At 63.6% G+C, this 20,891-nt stretch carries 21 protein-coding genes; 10 read left to right on the plus strand and 11 right to left on the minus strand.

Translation table 11 applies throughout. The annotated features are described in order from the left end of the window. Positions 1 to 67 precede the first annotated feature (67 nt). Positions 68 to 1,483 carry an NAD-dependent succinate-semialdehyde dehydrogenase gene (locus tag B5X73_RS11940; RefSeq protein ID WP_079521871.1) on the plus strand — a complete coding sequence of 472 codons (1,416 nt, stop codon included), beginning with the start codon at positions 68 to 70 and terminating at the stop codon, positions 1,481 to 1,483. A gap of 15 nt (positions 1,484 to 1,498) precedes the next feature. Here the strand turns inward: B5X73_RS11940 and B5X73_RS11945 are convergent, their stop codons facing one another. Continuing rightward, a complete protein-coding gene (locus B5X73_RS11945; protein WP_079521872.1) occupies positions 1,499 to 2,848 on the minus strand; it encodes a PepSY-associated TM helix domain-containing protein in 1,350 nt (449 codons plus the stop codon). 224 nt (positions 2,849 to 3,072) lie between these two features. On the opposite strand from B5X73_RS11945, the gene B5X73_RS11950 reads away from it, so the two are divergent. Beyond that, the gene (locus tag B5X73_RS11950) at positions 3,073 to 4,095 is read left to right on the plus strand and encodes an MBL fold metallo-hydrolase (RefSeq protein WP_254857282.1); all 1,023 of its coding nucleotides are present in this window, start codon (positions 3,073 to 3,075) and stop codon (positions 4,093 to 4,095) included. A 25-nt stretch (positions 4,096 to 4,120) separates the two neighbouring features. Here B5X73_RS11950 and B5X73_RS11955 read toward each other — a convergent pair whose 3' ends face one another. From B5X73_RS11955 to B5X73_RS11965, 3 genes are all read right to left on the minus strand, one after another. Next, positions 4,121 to 5,836, minus strand: coding sequence for a M1 family metallopeptidase (locus B5X73_RS11955; RefSeq protein ID WP_079521874.1), 1,716 nt, complete (start codon positions 5,834 to 5,836; stop codon positions 4,121 to 4,123). Between the two features lie 88 nt (positions 5,837 to 5,924). After that, a complete protein-coding gene (locus B5X73_RS11960) occupies positions 5,925 to 6,305 on the minus strand; it encodes a VOC family protein (protein ID WP_079521875.1) in 381 nt (126 codons plus the stop codon). 38 nt (positions 6,306 to 6,343) lie between these two features. Further along, positions 6,344 to 7,000 carry a DsbA family oxidoreductase gene (locus tag B5X73_RS11965; RefSeq protein ID WP_079521876.1) on the minus strand — a complete coding sequence of 219 codons (657 nt, stop codon included), beginning with the start codon at positions 6,998 to 7,000 and terminating at the stop codon, positions 6,344 to 6,346. Between the two features lie 116 nt (positions 7,001 to 7,116). On the opposite strand from B5X73_RS11965, the gene treS reads away from it, so the two are divergent. Beyond that, positions 7,117 to 9,189 carry a maltose alpha-D-glucosyltransferase gene (treS, locus tag B5X73_RS11970; RefSeq protein WP_043693959.1) on the plus strand — a complete coding sequence of 691 codons (2,073 nt, stop codon included), beginning with the start codon at positions 7,117 to 7,119 and terminating at the stop codon, positions 9,187 to 9,189. An 18-nt stretch (positions 9,190 to 9,207) separates the two neighbouring features. Here treS and B5X73_RS11975 read toward each other — a convergent pair whose 3' ends face one another. Both B5X73_RS11975 and B5X73_RS11980 read right to left on the minus strand, forming a co-directional pair. Further along, complete coding sequence (locus tag B5X73_RS11975) at positions 9,208 to 10,083, minus strand: bestrophin family protein (protein WP_036113334.1); 876 nt, start codon at positions 10,081 to 10,083, stop codon at positions 9,208 to 9,210. 24 nt (positions 10,084 to 10,107) lie between these two features. Continuing rightward, on the minus strand, positions 10,108 to 10,521 hold the full coding sequence (locus tag B5X73_RS11980; RefSeq protein WP_043693954.1) for a hypothetical protein: 414 nt from the start codon (positions 10,519 to 10,521) through the stop codon (positions 10,108 to 10,110). A gap of 993 nt (positions 10,522 to 11,514) precedes the next feature. On the opposite strand from B5X73_RS11980, the gene B5X73_RS11990 reads away from it, so the two are divergent. The 5 genes from B5X73_RS11990 to B5X73_RS20670 all read left to right on the plus strand — a co-directional run bounded on the left by B5X73_RS11990 (position 11,515) and on the right by B5X73_RS20670 (position 15,746). Next, positions 11,515 to 12,123: a hypothetical protein gene (locus B5X73_RS11990; protein ID WP_036113341.1), complete on the plus strand. Its 609-nt coding sequence runs from the start codon at positions 11,515 to 11,517 to the stop codon at positions 12,121 to 12,123. 188 nt (positions 12,124 to 12,311) lie between these two features. Next, positions 12,312 to 12,776, plus strand: a complete 465-nt coding sequence (locus B5X73_RS11995; RefSeq protein WP_139382764.1) for a hypothetical protein — start codon at positions 12,312 to 12,314, stop codon at positions 12,774 to 12,776. Further along, positions 12,773 to 13,549 carry a hypothetical protein gene (locus B5X73_RS12000; protein ID WP_043693945.1) on the plus strand — a complete coding sequence of 259 codons (777 nt, stop codon included), beginning with the start codon at positions 12,773 to 12,775 and terminating at the stop codon, positions 13,547 to 13,549. Before B5X73_RS11995 ends, B5X73_RS12000 begins: the two co-directional genes overlap by 4 nt. Further along, the gene (locus tag B5X73_RS12005) at positions 13,546 to 14,952 is read left to right on the plus strand and encodes an RCC1 domain-containing protein (protein ID WP_139382765.1); all 1,407 of its coding nucleotides are present in this window, start codon (positions 13,546 to 13,548) and stop codon (positions 14,950 to 14,952) included. The genes B5X73_RS12000 and B5X73_RS12005 overlap by 4 nt, the downstream gene beginning before the upstream one ends. 470 nt (positions 14,953 to 15,422) lie before the next feature. Further along, positions 15,423 to 15,746 carry a hypothetical protein gene (locus B5X73_RS20670; protein ID WP_139382766.1) on the plus strand — a complete coding sequence of 108 codons (324 nt, stop codon included), beginning with the start codon at positions 15,423 to 15,425 and terminating at the stop codon, positions 15,744 to 15,746. A gap of 202 nt (positions 15,747 to 15,948) precedes the next feature. On the opposite strand, the gene B5X73_RS12010 is transcribed toward B5X73_RS20670, so the two are convergent. The 3 genes from B5X73_RS12010 to bamE are packed head-to-tail and all read right to left on the minus strand — an operon-like array spanning position 15,949 to position 18,228. Beyond that, a complete protein-coding gene (locus B5X73_RS12010) occupies positions 15,949 to 16,716 on the minus strand; it encodes a PA3715 family protein (RefSeq protein WP_079521879.1) in 768 nt (255 codons plus the stop codon). 32 nt (positions 16,717 to 16,748) lie between these two features. Beyond that, on the minus strand, positions 16,749 to 17,912 hold the full coding sequence (locus B5X73_RS12015) for a hypothetical protein (RefSeq protein WP_079521880.1): 1,164 nt from the start codon (positions 17,910 to 17,912) through the stop codon (positions 16,749 to 16,751). A gap of 1 nt (position 17,913) precedes the next feature. Continuing rightward, complete coding sequence (bamE, locus tag B5X73_RS12020; protein WP_139382767.1) at positions 17,914 to 18,228, minus strand: outer membrane protein assembly factor BamE domain-containing protein; 315 nt, start codon at positions 18,226 to 18,228, stop codon at positions 17,914 to 17,916. 124 nt (positions 18,229 to 18,352) lie between these two features. Between bamE and B5X73_RS12025 the strand changes: the two genes are divergently transcribed. Beyond that, positions 18,353 to 18,577 carry a TolC family protein gene (locus B5X73_RS12025; protein WP_079521882.1) on the plus strand — a complete coding sequence of 75 codons (225 nt, stop codon included), beginning with the start codon at positions 18,353 to 18,355 and terminating at the stop codon, positions 18,575 to 18,577. A 40-nt stretch (positions 18,578 to 18,617) separates the two neighbouring features. On the opposite strand, the gene B5X73_RS12030 is transcribed toward B5X73_RS12025, so the two are convergent. Beyond that, the gene (locus tag B5X73_RS12030; protein ID WP_079521883.1) at positions 18,618 to 19,121 is read right to left on the minus strand and encodes an alcohol dehydrogenase catalytic domain-containing protein; all 504 of its coding nucleotides are present in this window, start codon (positions 19,119 to 19,121) and stop codon (positions 18,618 to 18,620) included. Beyond that, positions 19,118 to 19,867 carry an SDR family oxidoreductase gene (locus tag B5X73_RS12035; protein ID WP_079521884.1) on the minus strand — a complete coding sequence of 250 codons (750 nt, stop codon included), beginning with the start codon at positions 19,865 to 19,867 and terminating at the stop codon, positions 19,118 to 19,120. Before B5X73_RS12035 ends, B5X73_RS12030 begins: the two co-directional genes overlap by 4 nt. A gap of 103 nt (positions 19,868 to 19,970) precedes the next feature. On the opposite strand from B5X73_RS12035, the gene B5X73_RS12040 reads away from it, so the two are divergent. Beyond that, on the plus strand, positions 19,971 to 20,891 hold the full coding sequence (locus B5X73_RS12040) for a LysR family transcriptional regulator (RefSeq protein ID WP_079521885.1): 921 nt from the start codon (positions 19,971 to 19,973) through the stop codon (positions 20,889 to 20,891).

Consider the following 20,891-nt stretch of genomic DNA (forward strand, 5'->3'; position numbering starts at 1 on the left):
GATAAAAGCAGCGAACCGGGATGAATGCCGCCCGCCATAACCCGGGGCGAACCCTCTGGAGCTTGATATGACCAACGAAGCAAACAGCCCCGCCGCGATCTACGCCGACGGCGGCGTGTCCCGGAATCCCGCCAGCGACGAGCTCATCGCGACTTACCCCTACCAGACCCCGGACGAAGTCGAGCGGCTGCTCGAGAGCAACGCGGCCGCGTTCCGCCTGTGGCGCGCCACGCCGATGACCGAGCGAGTGGCAGCCTACCGTCGGCTGGCATCCACCTTGCGGGAACGTTCGGAAGCGCTCGCTTCGCTCATCACCGCCGAGATGGGCAAGACGATCGGCGAAGCGCGTGCCGAAGTCGCCAAGTGCGCGGTGACGATCGACTGGATCGCCGGGAACGGACCGGCCATTCTCGCCGACGAACCCGTTACCGTGGACGGCGACGACGAGGTCTATGTGTCTTACCTTCCCGTCGGCACCATTCTCGCCGTGATGCCGTGGAATTTTCCGATCTGGCAGGTTCTTCGTGCTTCAGGGCCGGTCATGCTCTCAGGCAACGGCTTCGTGCTCAAGCATGCGCCCAACGTCATGGGTGCCGCTCACGCCTTGCAGGAAATCTACGAGGCGGCCGGCTTTCCCAAGGGGTTGTTCGCAAACCTCAACGCCGATAACGAGACGGTCGCGCACGTCATCGAAGACTCCCGCATCGCCGCGGTGACCTTGACCGGCAGCATGCGCGCGGGCGCCGCGGTCGCTTCGACGGCAGCCAGGGCGTTGAAAAAGAGCCTGCTCGAACTGGGTGGCAGCGACGCCTTCATCGTGCTGGCCGACGCGAACATCGATGGTGCGGTCGAGGCGGCAATCCGCGGTCGCTTCCAGAATGCCGGACAGGTCTGCCTGGCCGCCAAGCGCTTCATCCTCGAGCGTCCCATCGCGGAGGAGTTCACGCGCAAGTTCGTCGAGGCGGCGAAGGCCCTGAAAGTCGGCGACCCCATGGACGCATCGACCCAGATCGGGCCCATGGCGCGAAAGGACCTGCGCGACGAACTGCATGACCAGGTCGAACGGACGATCGCCGCCGGCGCGACGCTGCTTCTGGGTGGGAAGAGAGTGCCGGGAGCCGGAAACTTCTACGAACCGACCGTACTCAGCGATGTCGCTCCGGGCATGGCCGCATTCGACGAAGAGACCTTCGGTCCGGTCGCCGCGATCACCATCGCGGACGATGTGGAACACGCCATCGAACTGGCGAACACCAGCGATTACGGGTTGTGCGGCAACCTTTGGACACAGGACATTGCCCGCGCACAGCGCATGGCACGTCGGCTCGAGACCGGCGGCGTATTCATCAACGGCTTCAGTGCGTCGGACGCGCGCATCCCCGTCGGTGGCGTCAAGAAAAGCGGCTACGGGCGTGAGCTTTCGCACTTCGGGCTGCGCGAGTTCACCAACGCCCAGGCCGTATGGGCTAAGACGGTCAGCTGAGCTCGTCGCGCCGAACTAGGTTCCGGACAAGCCAAGGAAATGTCGTCCACGTTGCCAGCGGCGTCCGACGAACCGCTCGAGCACCAACACGAGCAGCAACGTCGCACCAAACAGTGGCAGACATATCGCCAGTACGACGATCAACGCGACCACCACGCCTCCCGCCCGTGTATCGGTGCGTGCGGGAGGCGCACCGAGCACCCCCGCCGGACGGCGTCGCCACCAGAGCACGACCGAGCTCGCCGACATCGTAAGCAAGCCGAGGGCCGTGATCACGCCAAGTATCTGATTCAGCGGCGCGAACAGCTGCCCTTCATGCATGGCCACGCCGTAGCCGACCAGACGATCCAGGAACGGCCGGTCGGCGAAGCGCACCTGTGACAGCACGGCACCCGTGGCGGGGTCCAGCCTCGCCTCGATGCGTCGGGGGCGATTCTGGGTATCGCTACGCGCCGACCAGTGCGGGTTCAACGCCGACGGCGGACTGATCAGCACCGGCGCGGGCCACCCGAGTGCGGCGACCTTCGGCGCCAGGACGTCGACCGGGCTATAGGCGTCCGGATCGACCATGACGGTGCCGGTCGCGGCACCCATGCCCGCCATGTGCGCGTGCTCATCCATGACAGGCGAATTCGCCGCGCGGTTTGTCTTGCGCTCGGCGGCACTGCCGATGGTCCAGTCCTGCGTAATCGTGGTCTGTGCGTACAGCTGACGACCTTCCTTGAGCATGCCGCCCCATGACTTTGCCCAGGGCAGGCCCGAGAGCAACAACGTGAGGGCCATCAGCGATATCCAGACGCCCGTCACCGCATGGATGTCGCGCCAGAAGATCCGCGAGCCGCTGGCCAGGCGGGGAATCAGCACGCCACGCAAACGGCCTCCACGAGGCCACCACAGGTAAAGCCCGGTGAGCAGCATCACGATGGTCCAGCTTGCCGCCAGCTCGACCAGCATCGAGCCGGGCGTCCCCGCCATCAGCTCGCCGTGGAGATAGAAAACGATCTGCATGAAACGGTCGTTTTCATCGACGACATGCAACACGGTCGCCGTCGAAGGATCGACGAACACCCGAATGACCCGGGGCCCCTTGCCGATCAGCACACGGGTGGCCTGATCGGGTGTGACCGGCAGTTCATAGGCGTTGAGCACCCCACCCGGCACCGCTGCGAGAGCCGCCGCGATCTGGACGAACGGCGCCTGCGGCGCGCCATGTGCCACGTGCGCGTAGTCGCGCTCGAGCCACGGCTGAACCTGCGGCTTGAACAGATAGATCATGCCGGTGGTCGCCAGCCACACGATGAAAGGCAGGCAGAACAGTCCGGCGTAGAAGTGCCATCGCCAGATCATGCGGTAACGCGAACCCATCGATGGTCCTTGGCTGGAAATAAGTCTGGACCCACGTCCAGAGATCGCGATTATCCTACCCTTCGGCTGCTCACGTACGCGGCAACATGCCGCGCACGCCGTGTCCTGGCAAGCCATGTGTCGTCCACGGCGACAGCCCGCGATGCCGGGCCGTGCGATTAATTGAACCCGCTGGTATAGTTTATTACCTGCCCCCCACATCCCTCCCCGCCCCGGAACCTCGAGTGACCACCTTAGCCCTCTGCCGCCAGCGCCCGCTTCCGAACCACGACCGCTCGCCGCAGTATCGCGAGGGGCGTTTCACTAATCCCCGGCCTCGTCCAGCGATGGGGTTCTGGGAAGGACTGAAACTTACCTGGCTGTTCGTCCGGGGCAAGCCCGCAGGCACGGTGCCGGACCGCCCGATTCCCGTGCGCCCGGTGACGCGAAGCGAACTCGAGGCCGCGCCCGACCGCAGCCTTTATCGACTGGGTCATTCCACCATGTTGATGAAGCTACGCGGCCAGTTCTGGCTGACCGACCCGGTGTTCTCCGAGCGTGCCTCGCCCGTCAGCTGGGCCGGCCCCGCGCGCTTCCACGCCCCGCCGATCACTATCGACGAGCTGCCGCCCATCGCTGGCGTGATCCTGTCGCACAACCATTACGATCACCTGGACCGCGCGGCCGTGATGCAACTGGCGGCGAAGACAGCCCGCTTCATCGCTCCGCTGGGTGTGGGCGACCAACTGGTGGCCTGGGGCATCGACCCGGCCAAGGTGGAACGACTCGACTGGTGGCAGTCCACCGACGTCCAGGGCCTGCGCCTGACCGCCACGCCAGCCCAGCACTTCTCGGGTCGCGGGCTGCGCGACAGCGACCATACGCTGTGGGCATCGTGGGTCATCCAGGATGACGAGATGCGCGTGTTCTTCAGCGGCGACAGCGGTTACTTCGACGGCTTCAAGGCCATCGGTGACGCGTATGGGCCGTTCGACCTCACGCTGATGGAAACCGGTGCTTACGACGAACGCTGGGCGTTCGTCCATATGCAGCCTGAGCAGACGTTGCAGGCGCACCTGGACCTGCGCGGCCGATGGTTGCTGCCGATCCACAACGGCACCTTCGACCTGGCATTGCATCCGTGGGAAGAACCGTTTGAACGCATCGTCGCGCTGGCCAGCGCCGCGGACGTGCAGATCACCACGCCGATGATGGGCGAGCGCGTGGACATGAAGGCACCAGACGAGATGGTCGCCTGGTGGCGCTGATTCCGGCACGTCCGTCGTCAGGGCATCAGTGCGGCCTGGGCTTGCGCTTGTCCATGTAATCGCGATACGCCTCGATCCCCGTATCGCGGCGGAGCAGCTTCGAATCCGGGTCGATGGTATAGGACGCGCCCTCGGGCAAGGTAACATCGCCTCGTCCGTCGGCCATCGGCAGGGTCACGATGCGATCGCCGACACGTACGTCCACCGGCATCGGGAACGGGCCCTCGCCCGGCACCGACCAGGCCAGGTGAAGCTGCTGCCCCTCACGGGTCGCGACGATCTCCGGCAACGCCGCCTGGTAGAGATACACGTTGAAGAACCAGCGCATGTCCTTGCCGGTGACCCTGTCGACGATGTCGATGTATTCCTTCGTCGTACCGTAACGCGGCGCGAAGTTGCCCGGCACCGGATGATCCGTGCCGTACACCAGCTCGCGTGCCGCCCGGTAGAACGCCTCGTCGCCGATCAGGTTGCGCAGGGTGTGCAGCATCAGCGCACCCTTGTTGTAGATGTCCTGGCCCGGACCACCGCGCTCGTCCTCGTACACGTCTTCCTCGCGACGCGGTGTGCCGGACACGATCGGATGGTGGTTGGCGATCCGGCTGCGGATCTGCATCAGGCTCGCGAAATACGACATCTTGCCGCCGATGGACTCGGCGTAAGCGGGCTGCATATAGGTCGCGAAGGCCTCATGCAACCACATGTCGTCCCAGTTCGCATTGGTCATCTGATTGCCGAACCACTCGTGCGCCAGTTCGTGCTGCAGAAGGTCGTCGTAGCCATAGACGTTTTTCGCGTACTCGTTGCCATAGGCGTTGACGGTCTGGTGCTCCATGCCTTTGAACGGTGTCTCGGCGACGCCCATCTTCTCCGCCCCGAAGGGATACGGACCGACGGCGCTTTCGAGGAAGTCGAGCATGGCGGGGAACTCGGCGAACAGCTGCTTCGCCTTCTTCTCGTCGTCCACGTACCAGTAGTGCAGCGGGATGACGTTGCCGAAGCGACTTTTATACGACGCGGACAGCTCGCGATACGGCGCGATGTTCAGGGCGACGCCATACGTGCTCACGTCGTGACTGCGCCAGTGATACGTACGCATGCCGTTCGCTTCGTCCATACCCATGGCCACGCCGTTGCCGACGGCCACCAGCGGTGCGGGGACGGTGATGTGCTCGTCCACCAGCTTCGGGCGACCCTGCGGATGGTCGATACAAGGCCAGAACAGGTCGCAGCCCTCGCCCTCCACCGCGGTCGCCACCCAGGGCTTGCCGTCCGGCGTGGTCGTCCAGACGAATCCTCCGTCCCACGGCGCATGGACGGCCGTATGCGGGCTGCCGTGATAGACGACACGCACGGTGGTTTTTGCGCCCGCCCCGAGCGGACGCGGCAGGTCGATGGAAAGACGGCCATCCGGATTGCGATACCCGCTCACCGGTAACGCCTTGCCGTCGACCTCGACCGAGTCGATGGGCAGGTTCCGGTCAAGGTCCAGCACGACGCGCTTCAGCGGCGCGGTCACCCCGAAGGTCAGCCGTGCGTCGCCCTCGATCCAGTGCCTGACGGGGTCGACGCGAATGCCCAGATCGGCATGGTCGAACGTCACCGCCAGCTGCTCTGGTGCGCGCGGCGCACCGGAGTTACGGGTGTAGTCGGTCAGCGGCGGCGGCGCCGGAGGAGCCGAAGGGGTGCAGGCTACGGTGCCGAGCGCAAGGCCAAGGCCCAGCAGGAGGGGGTATCGCATACCGGAAAAGACCGTCAGGACAGGCGGAATCGCGCGGCAACGATACCGGCCCGGTCCGTTCCGGTCATGGGTCGTTAGACAGGTAGATTTATTCCGGCGGTTCCCACAGCTCGACCTTGTTGCCCTCCGGATCCATCACCCAGCCGAACTTGCCGTACCCGGAGTCGTCGGCCTTCTCGAGGACCTCGCAGCCCTCATCGCGCAGCACCTGGAGCAAGGCGTCCAGGTCGTCAACGCGGTAATTGATCATGAAAGGTGCGGTGCCGACGGGGAACTGATCGCCCCCGGCGGCACCTATCGACCAGATCGTGCTGCCCACCGCGGGATCGGTCGCCGAATCGGCCCAGCGGAGTTCCGCGCCGCCCCAGTCCTGCACGTCGATGCCGAGGTGCGCCTTGTACCAGGCGCGCAGCGCGACGGGGTCGCGTGCCTGAAAGAAGATTCCGCCAATACCGGTGACTCGCTTCATCCGATCCTCCTCGACGCGCGCGGCGATGGGTCTGACCCTCAGTCAGTGTGAGCCTCAGCGGCGATACCGCGCAACTGCCGCTCGAACTCCTCGGGAGGCTGTCCGCCGGAGATCAGGTAGCGGTCGTTCACGATCACGGCCGGGACGCCGGAGATGCCCCGGCTCTGCCAGAGCGCCTCATCGCGGCGCACCTCTTCCGCGTAACGGTCGGACTCCAGCACGGCCCGGGCGGCGTCGCGATCCAGACCCACCTTGCCGGCGGCGTCGACCAGCGCGTCATGGTTGCCCGGGTCGGTCTGCTCGGTGAAGTTGACGACGAACAGCTGCCGCTTGAGCTCGAGCTGCCTGCCCTGATCCCGAGCCCAGGCGAGGAGCCGGTGCGCATCGAAGGTGTTGTAGATGCGGCTGGCATCCGAGGTGCTCATGGTGAAGCCGAGGTCCGCGGCCCGTGCCGCGATACGGTCGCGGTTGACCCGCGCCTGGTCGGCGGAGATACCGTACTTGCCGACGATGTGCTCCAGCGTGTTCTCACCACCCGCGACCATGTTCGGGTTCAACTCAAAGGGATGGAAGACCAGCGACGGCTCAACCTCGTCCTTCAGACGCTCGAGGGCGATTTCGAGGCCGCCCAGGCCGATGACGCACCAGGGGCAGGCAATGTCGGAGACGAAGTCGATTTTCAGGGGCGTGGGCATGACGCGGTAACCTTCTCGTTTGCGCCGTCGGGGCGCGACCCTCGGGACATGGCTACACCGCCCCTGCACTTCAACCCTTCTACGCTCCGCCCTCACTTTGCTTGCACACATCGAAAATGACCGACGAAACCCAGGATTACGTGGCATGGCTGCTCGAGCGTTCCATGCTGATGAAGGCGCGCGAGCGCGCGAGGCTCTACGGCGGCCAGTCACGGCTGTGGGCGTTTCCGTATGCGGAAAGCCGGGGCCGTAGCGCGTCGGAGATGGCGTCCGTCTGGTTCACCGCCTATCCGGCGTCCCTCGTGACGCGCCCCGGCCAGTCTGTGCTGGCCGCTCTGGGTCAGCACGACCTGTGGCACGCGCTGTCCGTGCTCGGCGTGCAAGGCATGCACGTCGGCCCCACCAAGGAGGCAGGCGGTCTGCGCGGGCGCGAAAAGACGCCGACGATCGATGGTCACTTCGACCGCATCGGTCTGGATACCGACGAGGAATTCGGCACGAGCGCGGAGTTTTCGGACATCTCGCGCATGGCGTCGGTATTCAGCGGCATCGTCATCGACGACGTGATCCCATCGCATACCGGTAAGGGTGCCGATTTCCGTCTCGCGGAAATGGCTTATGGCGACTTCCCGGGCCTGTACCACATGGTGGAAATCCGCGAGGACGACTGGAGCCTGCTGCCGGACGTGCTGGAGGGGCGCGACTCCGTGAACCTCGGACCCCTGGTCGTGGATGCCCTGCATGAGAAGGGTTACATCGTCGGACAGCTGCAGCGGGTCATTTTCCTGGAGCCCGGGGTCAAGGACACCGACTGGAGCGCGACGGCACCTGTGACGGGCGTCGACGGCAAGGTCCGCCGCTGGGTCTACCTGCATTACTTCAAGGAAGGCCAGCCGGCGCTCAACTGGCTCGATCCGTCTTTCGCCGCCCAGCAGCTGGTGATCGGCGACGCCTTGCACAGCCTCGATGTCATGGGCGCACGCGGCCTTCGCCTCGATGCCAACGGCTTTCTCGGCATCGAGCGACGGGCGGGCGGCCCGGCCTGGTCGGAGAGCCACCCGCTGTCGATCACCGGCAACCAGATCATCGCCGGCATGGTGCGCAAGGCGGGCGGCTTCAGCTTCCAGGAGCTCAACCTGACGGTCGACGATATCGCGGCCATGTCGCGTGGCGGCGCGGACCTGTCCTACGACTTCATCACCCGACCGGCGGTGCAGCACGCACTGGCGACCGGCGACACCGAGTTCCTGCGGCTGATGCTGCGTAGCGTGCACCAGCATGGCATCGATCCCGCCTCGCTGATCCACGCGATGCAGAACCACGACGAGATGACGCTGGAGCTGGTCCATTTCTGGACGACGCACGCGACGACACCCTTCTTCTTCAAGGGCCAGACCATGCCCGGCGCCATGCTTCGCGAACAGATCCGCGAAATCATGTATGAGCGGCTCAGCGGCGAGCACGCGCCTTACAACCTGCGTTTCGTCACCAACGGCATCGCCTGCACCACCGCCAGCCTTGCCGCGGCCGTGCTCGGCCTGCGAGACATGGACGCCCTGACCGAGGACGACATCGAGCGGATCCGCAAGCTGCATCTGCTGCTGGTGATGTTCAACGCGCTTCAGCCCGGGGTCTTCGCCATTTCCGGCTGGGATATCGTCGGCGCCCTCACCCTTCCACCGGACGAGGTCGCTTCCCTGATGGCCGACGGCGACACGCGCTGGATCAACCGCGGCGCCTACGATCTGATGGATCTGGACCCCGAGGCGACCGCGTCGAGCCAGGGCCTGCCACGTGCGCGCGCGCTTTACGGCAGCCTTCGCGAGCAGCTGGAGCAGCACGATTCGTTCGCCAGCCGCGTGCGTCGCGTCCTCACGGTACGCCAGGCCACCGGCTTGCCCGGGGGTCACCAGCGTCCCATTCCCGACGTGATCGCCCCCGGACTGCTCGTCATGTTGCACGACCTGCCCGCCGGGCGCGGCGTCCAGATCACCGCACTGAACTTCAGTGCCGAGCCGATCGACGAGCAGCTGATTCTCGAGAACGTCTCCGCCGGTCCGGTCGTGGATCTGCTCAACGAGACGCTGGAGGGCGATGTCGGCGAAGACGGTGTCCTGCAGATTCACCTGGATCCGTACGAAGGCCTGTGCATGAAGGTGGTCGGCGTGGCGCCGCATCCGACGTTCTGAAGCGCCACGCCAGCCTGCTCATTTGAGGACACCCGCCTCGATCGGAAACGGCGATAGCTGATGGTTCTCGCGCAGTCCGTCGCGCACATCGATCTCGATGCCGCGGGTGACGGCGCTCATCGGAACATCGTTGACGCCGTTTTCGAACGGGTCCTGCAGATCGTTACCGGACTGCAGAAGGCCGAGGAAGAGCACGCCGGCGACGGTCGAACCTAGCGGGGTCAGCAGGCCCAGCTGTTCGACCAGGCCGAACGGCAGCAAGGCGCAGAACAGGTGCGTGAACGCCACCGGGTAAACCGAGTATTGCTGCGGCAACGGCGTGTTCTTGATTCGCTCCATCCCGCCCTGCGCGTTCGAGATCTCCGCCAGCGTCCGCGCGAAGGCGGCACGGATGATGGAGTCGGGCGACGCATCGCTCAGGAGCGCGCCGGTACGCAAAGCGATGGCATTGGGCGCGTTGGCCACGGACGACAGGTCCGCGATCTCTTCTTCCGACAGCAGACCGTCCAGCTCGCTACGATCCTTCTGTCGGCGAAGATGCAGACGGAGGGCGTGGACGAAGGCGATCTGCCGATAGGAGATTTCGCGGGCCACGCGGGCGTCGTCGAGTAAGGTCCAGGCGTCGCGCACAAGGGTACGTGAGCAGTTGACCATCGCGCCCCAGAGCGTCCGCGCCTCCCACCAGCGCGCATACGCGGTGGCGTTGCGAAAACTCAGGTAGATCGCTACGGCGGTGCCGAACAGTGTGAGCGGTAGCGCGGGAAACGTATCCCATGACTCCTGCGTGACGTACCAGGCGGCTGTCACCAGTACGTCCCAGCAGAACAGGATCAGGAGTGGAACGCCGACATACCGCCAAAGGTGACTCACGTGCGCATGGCCGGGAACGAGCATGGTTTTTCTCCTCGATGGTTGGCGTCAGCTGCTGCGCGACGTGTCGGGGGTTTTCGTATACGCGCCAAACCCGTCCGAAGCGGTCGGCAGCGACCTGCTCTGGGTCGCGGGTGTCTGCACAGCGGGTTTCCGCGCGGCATCGTCGGCGCCACGACCCGCGTCACGCGCCTGGACGAGGCCCAGCGCGAGCACCAGCGTCAGAATCAGCATGGGGACCGAATCTCGGATGCCGAACCAACGCATGAGAATCGCGGGCGGTGCCGCGAGCACGACCATCGTGCCGAACCATTCAGCGGTCCAGAGGTCCAGCCGGCTCGGCGCATCGGAGGCGACGACGAACGTGGCGCACGCCGCCACCGTGGCGATGAGCGGCAAATGCGGACGAGCGCGGTGGAGCACGTAGGCCGCGGGGTCGATCTGTGAAGGCTGTGTTGGCATGCAAGGCTCGCTTTGCAAGGGGACGTCCCGAACTTGCAAGAGGCACTCGCGCGTTTGCAACCCGTGATTGGCATCGAAGTTCAGGCAGGGACGCGTTCGCTCCCCACGGTTTCACCGGTCAAGGGTCGCCAAAGCGCGTCGTGATGCGGCATCGCACCATCGGGACGCGGCTTGAAGACGGGCCGCTGTAACCCCTCGCGTGGTCGGAATCGATTCAGACACAGGATGGCGGTGGCCGCCTTTGCCGATTGCGAGCGTGAGGTTCTTCTGATCCCCGCCGCGAGGGCAGCGCCAGACGCCAGCGACACAAACTTGCGAAAAGGAGCCCTCGGTGGCCGTCGCAGACTTGCGTTGAGGAAAATCGTGCAAGACATTGATCCATATCCTTTGACGGGGCGCCCATCCCGACTGCGTTAGCGCTTTCGTTTTTTTCATACGCAACTCAGGCTTGCTGAGGGCTTTGCGCTCCGCTAGATTTCGCGGCCAGACCACCGTACAGGGGGCGCCGCATCCGTGGTGCTTGCGGGGGTCTGTCAGGGGCAATGGATTGAAGCTTCGTCACGATGATGATGCGCCGCGGGCATGGCCCCGGCCGGAAGGACGCACCTGGCGACTGGCGTGGGCCGTGAGCGCGGCAGTCGCTGTCGCCCTGCCCCTCCGCGCCGCGCCGGCGACACCGCCCGGCCCGTCTTACGATTGCCTGATCGAACCGGCGCAGACCGTCGAGCTCGGCACGCCGGTCACCGGTATGGTCGAGAAAGTCTTCGTATCCGGAGTAGAGCACGCTGTCGGCATAAGCGTCGGTGCCGAACAGGGTTGCGCACTGTTAGAAGGTGGTGGTGTCCGCTGCTGGGGACGAAACAGCTATGGGACGTTGGGAAGTCTTGCAAATCGAGACGCCCCTACCTATGGAGACGCGCAATTCGTCTCTCATGCACCCATTGGCTTCGTAAACTATCCAGGCAACGGCCGTTTACTGAGGAAAGCAAGCAAATGAACGGTTCGATGCCAAGGGAGTCCCAGATCCTCAACCGGCATCTATTAACGCTTCTGGCGCTTCTCGTGCTCGCCTTGCATTCCGCACAGGCAAAGAGCCAGATCTACTTTGGTCACGTTGTCGAAAGTACGTTGTGCAAAGAGAACGAGACCATCATGTTTGCGTGCAACATCAAGAAAAAGAAAGTCGCCGTATGCGCCTCACCTCGAGCCGACAATCCTTTTGGAGTACTTCAATACAGGTTCGGATCGTCAAGCCAGAGCCTTGATCTGGCGTTTCCGTCGAACGACGTCCCGGCACAGGCCAGCGCGTCGGGCGGCAGCCGCGGAAATATGGGGCGTGGCTCCATGCAGTTCCTGCGCATGAAGAACGCCGACGTGACATACACCGTCTATCACGATGCGTTTTCGTCGTCATACGGGCGAGAAGACGGTACGGAAGGAGGCGGCATACTTATCGAACGAGCAGGAAAACTTCTCGCGAATAAGCAGTGCGAAGCCGATCAAGTCATCTATTCGGGAATGCTTCAGGACGAACGCTTCTTTGGGCCCGCTATTCCTATCGACAAAACCCCGGTCACGACCTTCGAATCATTCGGCTACTGACACCACTGGTGCCTGAGGCACTCGCCTGAGACAAGAGTCATATGAAGCCTGGAAGCAGACCACTAGTAGTTCGACAATGCGTTCTCATGCTCACGGCTCTCCTATGCGGTGCCGTATCGGCTACCGACCGGACGTCAGACGGGAGCGTGCGGTCTGTGCTCGCAGATGCCGCACATACACACACGTACATGGGGGCTCTGGGCAAGCGGTGGCGTATGCCACTGGAGGCAGAGGTTCCCAAGGTCGATCTTTATCTCGGCATGAGCGAAGACGACCGGCCTGAGCCGTTGCTTTACGCAGTCGCCGCGACGACGTCGCAAGGATGGCCGGTCGAACGAAGCGACGGTTCCGTTCAGGTCGACTCGTGCCGACCACAATCGTGCGAGGAAAAGAGCCTGATCTGGGCGTCCAGTGACGGCGTGGTCGTTGGTGCGCTCGTCCATTTCTTCTACCAGGATGCCAAGACGTCGGCGCGCCGTTCGCTTCTCATCTGGTCCAGCGAAACCGGCCTCGACACGCTGCCACATGGCTTCGTCATGGCTCTCACGGAATGGCTTCGCCAGCCAGCGTCGGTCGCCGGCTTCAACGCCATCCGCATGGTCGGTCCAGGCGGAAGAGTCGTCGACGTTCCTCCCGGAAGGCTTTTGCCATGAAACATCCCGCCTTCATCGCCGGTCTTTCCCTCGCGCTCCTACTTTGCGCCGTCCCGTTCCCGGCGGTCGCAGACGAGCCGTGCTGCGACAATGCGCACGGATACCACCACTCTGGCCCCCTTTACCTCGGCGTGCCCGTGGCCTTCGATGGTGGCGAGAAAACACCCGGACGCTACGGGGTTCTCGTGCCAATGGACGGTTCCGATGCGCTGTTCGCTGCTTGCTCGAGTCACGGTGGTGTATGGGTAGCTGGCGAAACCAACCCGGTCGCTTGCAACCGTGTCACCAAGGGGGACACCCTCGCAGTGCTTGGAGTCGATCCGGCGGCTCTCGGTGGCGCGGGTCAGGGCCTTGCGCTCCCGGTGGTTTTTTCGACGACCGCGTTCAAGCTATTCGAGCCCTCCATAGCTAAAGCCGTGCCCGTGGATGTTGCGTCCGTACGAGCACTCGACCCGTCCCTCGATTCTGCGGCGATCGAAACGATCAGCCTGCCAGACGGCTCATCCCTGTTGTTCATGGCAGGTACGCGACACGTTCCCGACGGTAATGGCGAAAACGACTGCGCAACGACCGCCGAGACCGTCTTCACTCGCGAACACGGGATACTCCGTCGGGCTGCCGAATTGCCCGCTCGCCCCACGGGCCTTGTCCTTGCCGACAAACCCTATCTCATCGTTCCTGTCGATTGTGGCAAGCGCGTGGGCATTTGGGCCGTCGGTAAAAAAGTCGAACAGGTTGGGTACTTCGACAACGGCTACGAGTACGGCGGGTGACGATCGGCAAAACTTCGCTGCTATCGCAACAGAAAGGATCAGAGTTGTTAACTCAACGGCCGGCCTTACTCAATAATGCAAAGCTGCGCTGGATTGTTCTGGCACTCGTTGCACTCGCGGCCTGCGGGCTATGCCTGATCGGCTCCTGGCAAAGCGGGCGCCATTTTCTCCAGGTGCAGGGGACGCGTCCTGCCGGCGCCGCTTGTCCACATGAACGCACCCAGCCCTGGAAGATCCCTGGCCTCGATCACATCGTATCTATCGCCTACCAGGGCGGCTGGCTGGCGGCAATCGACAGTGAAGGCCGCACCTGGTCGTATCGTGCGCAACCAACCGAGTATTGCATCGGCACGCCACAACATGTCTATTTAGGACGTCACGCTGGCGACGACGATCCGTCAGCCACCCGGATGTATAAACTCGCGTCGTCGACATCGGAAGCCATCGGGCTGTCCGACGACGGGCGCGTTGTGCGCTGGTACCACGACCGCGTCAACGATGCATGCCCACATGGCAGTCATCATCCCGGACCCTGCCAGGATCGAATTACTGACGTTCGCCGGGACATGACGGATGTGTCGCGAAGTCACGAGCATCTGCTCGCCGTTGATCGAGAGGGCGCTGTCTGGAGCGAGGGAATGAACGATTGCGGCCAGTTGGGCAGCTTCGACCGCCAGGGGCAGTTCTCTTCCGAATCGCGCGGTTATGGCCGTGTGCCTGGCTTGCCGAAGATCACCGCCGTGGCGACCGGAAGTCGCTACAGTGCGGCGCTAGATGAAGAGGGACGCGTATGGGGCTGGGGCAGTCTCTCGACATCGTGGGCTCTTGCAGGCGGAATCTACCACGCCGAGCCGATGGCCCCGCTATGCCGACCCGCAGGAAGGAGTGCCATGGGCCTGGACGAAACCCCGCATGTGTTACCCGTGCAGGTCACGGGGCTTCCATCTGTTCGTTCGATCGATATGTTCCAGAATTTCGTACTTGCGATCGATCGCGACGGCCACCCGTGGGCTTGGGGCTACGACGAATGTGGCGTCACCGGGCGTGATCCGAAGGCCCTCGCGGCGCAGGCGACGTTTCAGAGGCAGCCACAACGCATCGAGGGCATGCCGTCTCTGCTCGCAGTCAGCGCGGGCGTCCGACATGCGCTATTTCTCGACAAGAACGGCGTGGTCTGGGCGACGGGTAATGACGGCGCGGGGCAATTGGGAGCAATGGTTCCCCGACATACGGATCCACGACAGTGTGCGTCGAGCGAAGAACTCGGTGCCGACGAGAACTATTCAGAAGTGCCGGTGAAGGTACCCTCTCTGCCCCCTATCGTGGGTATCGCGGCGGGACGTGACCGCAGCGCCGCACTCGATCGCGACGGGCATGTATGGATCTGGGGGCGCAATCGATAGAACAGCCTGAGGTACAGGACCTGTTGTCACATTCGAGTCGTTCGGCTGCTCACATCGCTGGTGCCTGAGGAGCTCCCCTGAGACAAGAGAAATATGAAGCCCGGAAGCAGACAACTAGTATTTCGACAACGCCTTCTTATGCTCAGTTCTCTCCTAAGCAGTGCCGGATGGGCTACCGACCGGAGGTCAGAGGGGAGTGCGCACTCCGTGCTCGCAGATGCCGCACATACACACAGGTACGTCGGATCTCTAGGCAGACAGTGGCGTACACCACTCGAGGCAGAGGTTCCAGAAGAAAAGGGCCTCATCTGGGCGTCCGGCGACGCCAGCCTCTACACTCTGCCACATGGCTTCGTCATGGCCCTCACGGAATGGCTTCGCCAGCCAGCGTCGATCGCTGGCTTCAGCGCCATCCGCATGGTCGGCCCAGGCGCGAGGGTCGTCGACGTTGCTCCCGGAAGGCTTTTGCTATGAAACATCCTTTCTTCGTCGCCGGCCTTTCCCTCGCGCTCGCGATTTTCTTCATCCCGTTCCCGGCGGTAGCAGACGAACCGTGTTGCGATAACGCTCACGGCTACCACCGTTCCGGCCCCCTTTACCTAGGCGTGCCCGTGGCCTTCGATGATGGCGAGAACACACCCGGACGCTACGGGGTTCTCGTGCCAATGGACGGTTCCGATGCGCTGTTCGCTGCTTGCTCGAGTCACGGTGGTGTATGGGTAGCTGGCGAAACGTCCTCGAACGCGGCGCGCTGCTCAAAGTACGCCTTGGATGCAGCTTTTTACGCGCCATAGCTTGCGCTCTGGTCGGCCGTAAGTCTGCCTTCCCATTCCACCAGAAGATCAGGCGGGGCGCGACTGACCAGGGGAAAGCCGTGCGCCACGAATGAAAGCACTAGTGCAAGAGTGAAGGCGATGGCGCCCATCCTGATGCTCAAGCTATGCATCTCCTATGCGTTTAATCGATTTAGGTTCGGTGAAATGCGACATCGAATGATTAAAGGCGTGAGTAGCCCGGTGCAGAAAACGATCCATACGTCGCTCCGTCATACGTGAGCCGCTGACGATCGATCGTCGCCGCCTTACAGGATTTTCCCGGAACACCCGATTCAACACTGTCATGTGTGACCACGAGAAGATCCTTAAAGCCACGACCGCCGGTCGGCGCGATCGTGATCGCCGAGCGGACCGCACGCGTAGCGTCATCGCACCCAGGTGAACTACCGCCATCTGTTAAAAGCTCAACCTGGGTCGAAAAGATCCTGTCAATCGCCTCGCCGCGCCGAACGAACATCGTCAGGCGCGTCTCACTCCATTTCGAATGCGTGTTGTAGGGGTAGTGGATGTCGCGAACACCAAACGCACGAACGTCCGCGGCAAGTTGATAGCGCGCCGTATCAACTTCCGTCGCCCGCAAGGAGGAAGCATCCGAGACGAGATAGGCTGGATCTCGTCGCTTTGCCACAACTTTCCGGGCACGCACATCCCAGATAGCCACGTCCAGATTAAAATGCTCGTCGTCAGCAGGACTAACGATGGCGACAATAGAGGTGCCAGACGTGACCGGATCACGACGGCATGAGGACAAGGCCGGGTCGAAGGTAGGCAAGCGCAGCTCTCCGGCAACCGCTTCGATGATTTCGGCACCACAAACGCGCGCAGCGACATCGGGCACCCGTTCTTTCGCGATGCTGCTGAACACCGTCATGACCGTGATAGCTAAACCAGCCCGCCTGAAAAGCCGGCAAAGAACACGTATCGGCATTCGTCGCTCCTCCAGTATCCCGGACATAACCGTCAGCCCGCCTCATACCGGCGCCCAGGCGAACTAAAAACAAACAGCAACGCCGCATTCCCTGCAGCGAACAGCCAAGGAAAACCCGACCCATTCGGCAATCGATTATCCGGCGACAGCAAGGAAAGCGACCAAGGCAACCCCACCACCATCTGAGCCATCAAAGAAAGCACGCCCTTCATCGGCGCACCCGTGCTTTCATCAAGGCCCGAAATGCAGAGCGCCACGACCACCAGTATCACGTAGCCGACGAACAGCCCACGAGGCAGAAAGGCGCGATGGGCGGAGTTGTAATGTGCCGTACCTCCGGTCGCCAGTAAGGCCGCGATAACGACAAGTACGGCCCAGGCTGTCGTCGGTACCGGGCTCCTGGCCGCTTCGATGGCGCGAATTCGATTCGAGATCTCCACGCCTGCGAGCTCCCGGACGCCCAACGCCGTTTCCCATGGCGGGGCGTAGTCAGCACCAGAGTCTGCCATGACATGCCGGGTCGGGTCCCCGGTCGCGAGATCGACTCGTTTTACGATGCCATCAAAATGCTTGAGCGCCTCCACGATGTAGGCAACTTGTCCAGCCACCGTACCGCCAGGGCCAGAAGCCCTGCACCACGTTCCGGCCACTCCCCCCGCGCTGATCTGGACCGGAGCGCACGACAAAGACGCGTCGTCGACTTGAACGCGAGCACCTAGCTCTGCATTCAACGATCCACGATTCGTCACGACAGCCCCAACAAACACGTGGTCGCCGGCGCGGGTGACGTAGATTCCTTCCCCTGAACGAATGGTCCCAGGCGGGATTCCAGCGACGCCGTCAACAGCCAGGCGGATGCTGAACCGTTCGGCCACGTAAGCCATCGCAGCCTCGCGGTATGCACCACCGTCGGCGAGCGGGGAGTCGATCGCTTGCTCCACCGTCATAGACGGCGGCGTGCCACCTTCCAGACGAGTGAGGTCGCGTCGCCACAGCCACGTCCGCAGTGAAGGCGTCCATAGGACTCCGTTTGCGTCGTACATCTGCCAAAGGAGCTTGTACGCGCCGACGTCATCATCCGGCACCTTCTGCTGCAGGATGGAGTGAAGCGGCTCCTGCTGTTTCAACGGGTCGCCGGCCTGCCCCACCGCCGGCAACAAGCACAGCAATACGAAAACCCAGACGAATCGCTTCACTTCATCGAACTCCCGAATCAATCACCACCGACCGCAGCCCATCCCGCCTCACCTGCCCCGGCCCGAACTGACTCACCTTCCCATCCAGCAGCACCACCGCATAGTCGGTATGACCCATCGACACCCGCGTGCGATGCCGGTCCAGGTAGTTCAGGACTTCGAAATCGCCGATGGTCCGCACCGAATCCGGTCGCCCAAGCGTGGCCACCACCTGGTCGCGGCTCGCGCCGATATCGATCTGCGTGATTTTGTGACCGGTCGTCTGGCACCCGGTGACCGCGATCACCAGGGCGACCGCACAAAGCATCCGTTTCATTGTTTTCCCCTGTTTCCGGTCGGCGCCGTCGGCGGACCGTAGGGCATTGTAGCGTCGTGAAGGCGCACTCGGCACGCCACCTTAGGGGTGCGAAAATGCTGACCGTACAGGGGTCACGCCGACGCTGCATGACACGTACCACGCGCACACCGGCCAGCTCAGCCTGAACCAGCCGCTCTGGCGAAAAGCCAACAGCGTCGCGCTGGACCAGGCGAGCCACGCGAGCGATCAGGCCAACTGGCAGATGGCCGACACGGAGCAACAGCTCTACGTGAAGCTGGCTACGAGCTGGTTCGACCTGATGGAAGCGCGCGACGTCGTCGACTTTCGCGGCAACCGTAAGCCGTGAACGCAGCGGCGGTCGGGCCCTGCGCCGCTACGTCACGTGGTTACAGGATCGGGCCGAAAAACACTACGACCGGCAACGCATCGACACGCAGCGAAGGGATGTCGTACAGCGCCTGCCACGCGGTCAGTGCACCGATCGGCAACGTGGACGCTTCGATGGCAGTCACCATGTCAGGGAGCCGGGTGACCTCTGACGGCAGGACACTGGCCTGCTCGGCCGCAGCCCCGTTGCGCCAGAAGTCGATCAGGCCGACGACGCGGTCGTCGATGGCGAAGCCCTGAGTCCCGGCACCAGCATGCGCCACTCGCCCCGCGAACTCGTGACCGATGATGACGGGAAGCGCACGAGGCGAACCGTCGGGTAAGGCCATCGTTCCATTCGTGACCCACGCGGGTTCGCCGAACGTCAGGCAAACGGCTTCGACGTCGATCAGCAGCCGGTCGTCGGCGCTGGCGGGCACCTGCGTCTCGCCCACGTGGATCGTGAGATCGCCGGACCTGGCATCCGCAATCCAGGCCGCTTTCATCGTGGACGGCGTGCTCATAGCTGACTCATCCCGCCGTCGATGATGATCTCGGTGCCGACGATGAAAGCCGACTCCGGCGAGGCCAGGTGAAGCACCGTCGCGGCGACTTCTTCCGGACGGCCAAAGCGGCCAATCGGCACCTGGGACCGGATGCTGTCCGCGGTGGCCTGCAGCGTCGCCGCATCCATGCCGAGCTTGCCGTAGAGCGGCGTCTGCACCGGGCCCGGGCTTACGACGTTCACGCGTACGCCCTGCGGGATCAGCTCGGCGGACAAGGTCCTGGCGAGCGAGATCAGCGCCGCCTTGGTCGCCGCATACACCGACGAGTTCGGCATGCCGATGTGGGCGTTGATCGAGCCGTTGAGCACGATCGATGCACCGGTATTGAGGTGAGGTGCCAGCGCCTGGATCTGGAAAAAAGCACCCTTGATGTTGGTATTGAAGCTGAGGTCCCAGAACGCTTCATCCACCTCGGCCAGCGAGGCGAAGCGGGCCATACCGGCGTTGATGAATACCGCATCCAGCTTGATCCCGAGGTCGGCCACGGTGGTGCCCAGCGCACGGGCATCGGTGATGGAACCGGCGTCGTTGCGGATAACGGTGGCGCGCGGCCCCAGTTCCGCTGCGGCGCGATCGATACCCGCCTGATCGCGACCGGTGACGATGACCCGCGCACCTTCGGCGATAAAGCCCTGAGCCACGGCGAAGCCGATGCCGGTGGTGCCGCCGGTGACCAGAACGTTCTTGTCTTTGAAACGGTTCATGACATGACTCCCGTGGGGTGGTTGATGGAAGCATGCTGCGCCGTGCCGTGTCTTTTGCCGTACCATCCTTTCGACGCACTCGTTCGAAGGGGTCGAACGTCTCATGCTTTCGGACGATGAAATCGCCCTGCTCGAGGCCATTCGAGAGGCCGGCAGCCTGTCGCGCGCAGCACGCCGGCTGGGCAAGGCGCCTTCCACCATTTCGCACGCTGCGCGGCAGCTGGAAGCACGTTTCGATGCCTTGCTGTTCGACCGGCGTCGTTACCGTCTGCAGCTGACACCCGCCGGCCAGCTGCTCGCTCAGGAATCCGCACGACTGGCCGCGGACGTCGGCCGCCTCACTCAGCGGGTCAAGCAGATCTCCGGTGGGTGGGAGGAACAGCTCTGGCTGGTCACGGACGAGATCTTCGAGTTCGAACTGCTGCTGCCATCGATCCGTGCATTCGACGCACTGGGTTCCGGCGTTACGCTGCGCGTGACCCACGAAGTCCTGGGAGGCACCTGGGAAGCCCTGGCCGACGGTCGCGCCGACCTCATCGTCGGCGCGACCAACGAACCACCGGCCATTCCGGGGCTGCGCTGGTTTGAACTGGGGACCATGGACTGGGTCTTCGCCGTGTCACCGCGCCATCCGCTCGCGAAGGAAACGAGCCCTCTCACGCAGGACGTCCTGGCCCACCATCGGGCGATCGTGGTCGCGGATTCGTCGCGCCGGCAGCGTCGCGGCTACGGCGTCGTCGGCGGCCAGCCCACGCTGGCGGTGCCGAGCATGCGCGCGAAGATGCGCGCCCAGCGCGACGGCCTGGGCGTGGGCTGGCTGCCGCGCGACCGCATCCTCAGCCTGCTGAAGAACGGCAGCCTCATCGAGAAGACGGTGGCCAATCCGCGCGAGCCCAACACGCTGTACGTGGCATGGCGGGAGGAACACGAAGGTCGTGCGCTCGCCTGGTGGCTGGACCAGTTTCGCGATCCGCGGCTGGCGAAGCGGCTGATCCAGGGGGTCGACGCAAGCGCGACACCCTAG

The sequence above is a fragment of the Luteibacter sp. 22Crub2.1 genome (genome assembly GCF_900167995.1).
GTDB classification, from domain to species: Bacteria; Pseudomonadota; Gammaproteobacteria; order Xanthomonadales; family Rhodanobacteraceae; genus Luteibacter; species Luteibacter mycovicinus.

What these genes read in the sequence shown, in the direction of transcription:
- B5X73_RS11940 (WP_079521871.1), top strand. Translation starts at nt 68, where the DNA reads ATGACCAACGAAGCAAACAGCCCCGCCGCGATCTACGCCGACGGCGGC.
- B5X73_RS11945 (WP_079521872.1), bottom strand. Translation starts at nt 2,848, where the DNA reads ATGGGTTCGCGTTACCGCATGATCTGGCGATGGCACTTCTACGCCGGA.
- B5X73_RS11955 (WP_079521874.1), bottom strand. Translation starts at nt 5,836, where the DNA reads ATGCGATACCCCCTCCTGCTGGGCCTTGGCCTTGCGCTCGGCACCGTA.
- B5X73_RS11960 (WP_079521875.1), bottom strand. Translation starts at nt 6,305, where the DNA reads ATGAAGCGAGTCACCGGTATTGGCGGAATCTTCTTTCAGGCACGCGAC.
- B5X73_RS11965 (WP_079521876.1), bottom strand. Translation starts at nt 7,000, where the DNA reads ATGCCCACGCCCCTGAAAATCGACTTCGTCTCCGACATTGCCTGCCCC.
- treS (WP_043693959.1), top strand. Translation starts at nt 7,117, where the DNA reads ATGACCGACGAAACCCAGGATTACGTGGCATGGCTGCTCGAGCGTTCC.
- B5X73_RS11975 (WP_036113334.1), bottom strand. Translation starts at nt 10,083, where the DNA reads ATGCTCGTTCCCGGCCATGCGCACGTGAGTCACCTTTGGCGGTATGTC.
- B5X73_RS11980 (WP_043693954.1), bottom strand. Translation starts at nt 10,521, where the DNA reads ATGCCAACACAGCCTTCACAGATCGACCCCGCGGCCTACGTGCTCCAC.
- B5X73_RS11990 (WP_036113341.1), top strand. Translation starts at nt 11,515, where the DNA reads ATGAACGGTTCGATGCCAAGGGAGTCCCAGATCCTCAACCGGCATCTA.
- B5X73_RS11995 (WP_139382764.1), top strand. Translation starts at nt 12,312, where the DNA reads ATGGGGGCTCTGGGCAAGCGGTGGCGTATGCCACTGGAGGCAGAGGTT.
- B5X73_RS12000 (WP_043693945.1), top strand. Translation starts at nt 12,773, where the DNA reads ATGAAACATCCCGCCTTCATCGCCGGTCTTTCCCTCGCGCTCCTACTT.
- B5X73_RS20670 (WP_139382766.1), top strand. Translation starts at nt 15,423, where the DNA reads ATGAAACATCCTTTCTTCGTCGCCGGCCTTTCCCTCGCGCTCGCGATT.
- B5X73_RS12010 (WP_079521879.1), bottom strand. Translation starts at nt 16,716, where the DNA reads ATGCCGATACGTGTTCTTTGCCGGCTTTTCAGGCGGGCTGGTTTAGCT.
- bamE (WP_139382767.1), bottom strand. Translation starts at nt 18,228, where the DNA reads ATGAAACGGATGCTTTGTGCGGTCGCCCTGGTGATCGCGGTCACCGGG.
- B5X73_RS12030 (WP_079521883.1), bottom strand. Translation starts at nt 19,121, where the DNA reads ATGAGCACGCCGTCCACGATGAAAGCGGCCTGGATTGCGGATGCCAGG.
- B5X73_RS12035 (WP_079521884.1), bottom strand. Translation starts at nt 19,867, where the DNA reads ATGAACCGTTTCAAAGACAAGAACGTTCTGGTCACCGGCGGCACCACC.
- B5X73_RS12040 (WP_079521885.1), top strand. Translation starts at nt 19,971, where the DNA reads ATGCTTTCGGACGATGAAATCGCCCTGCTCGAGGCCATTCGAGAGGCC.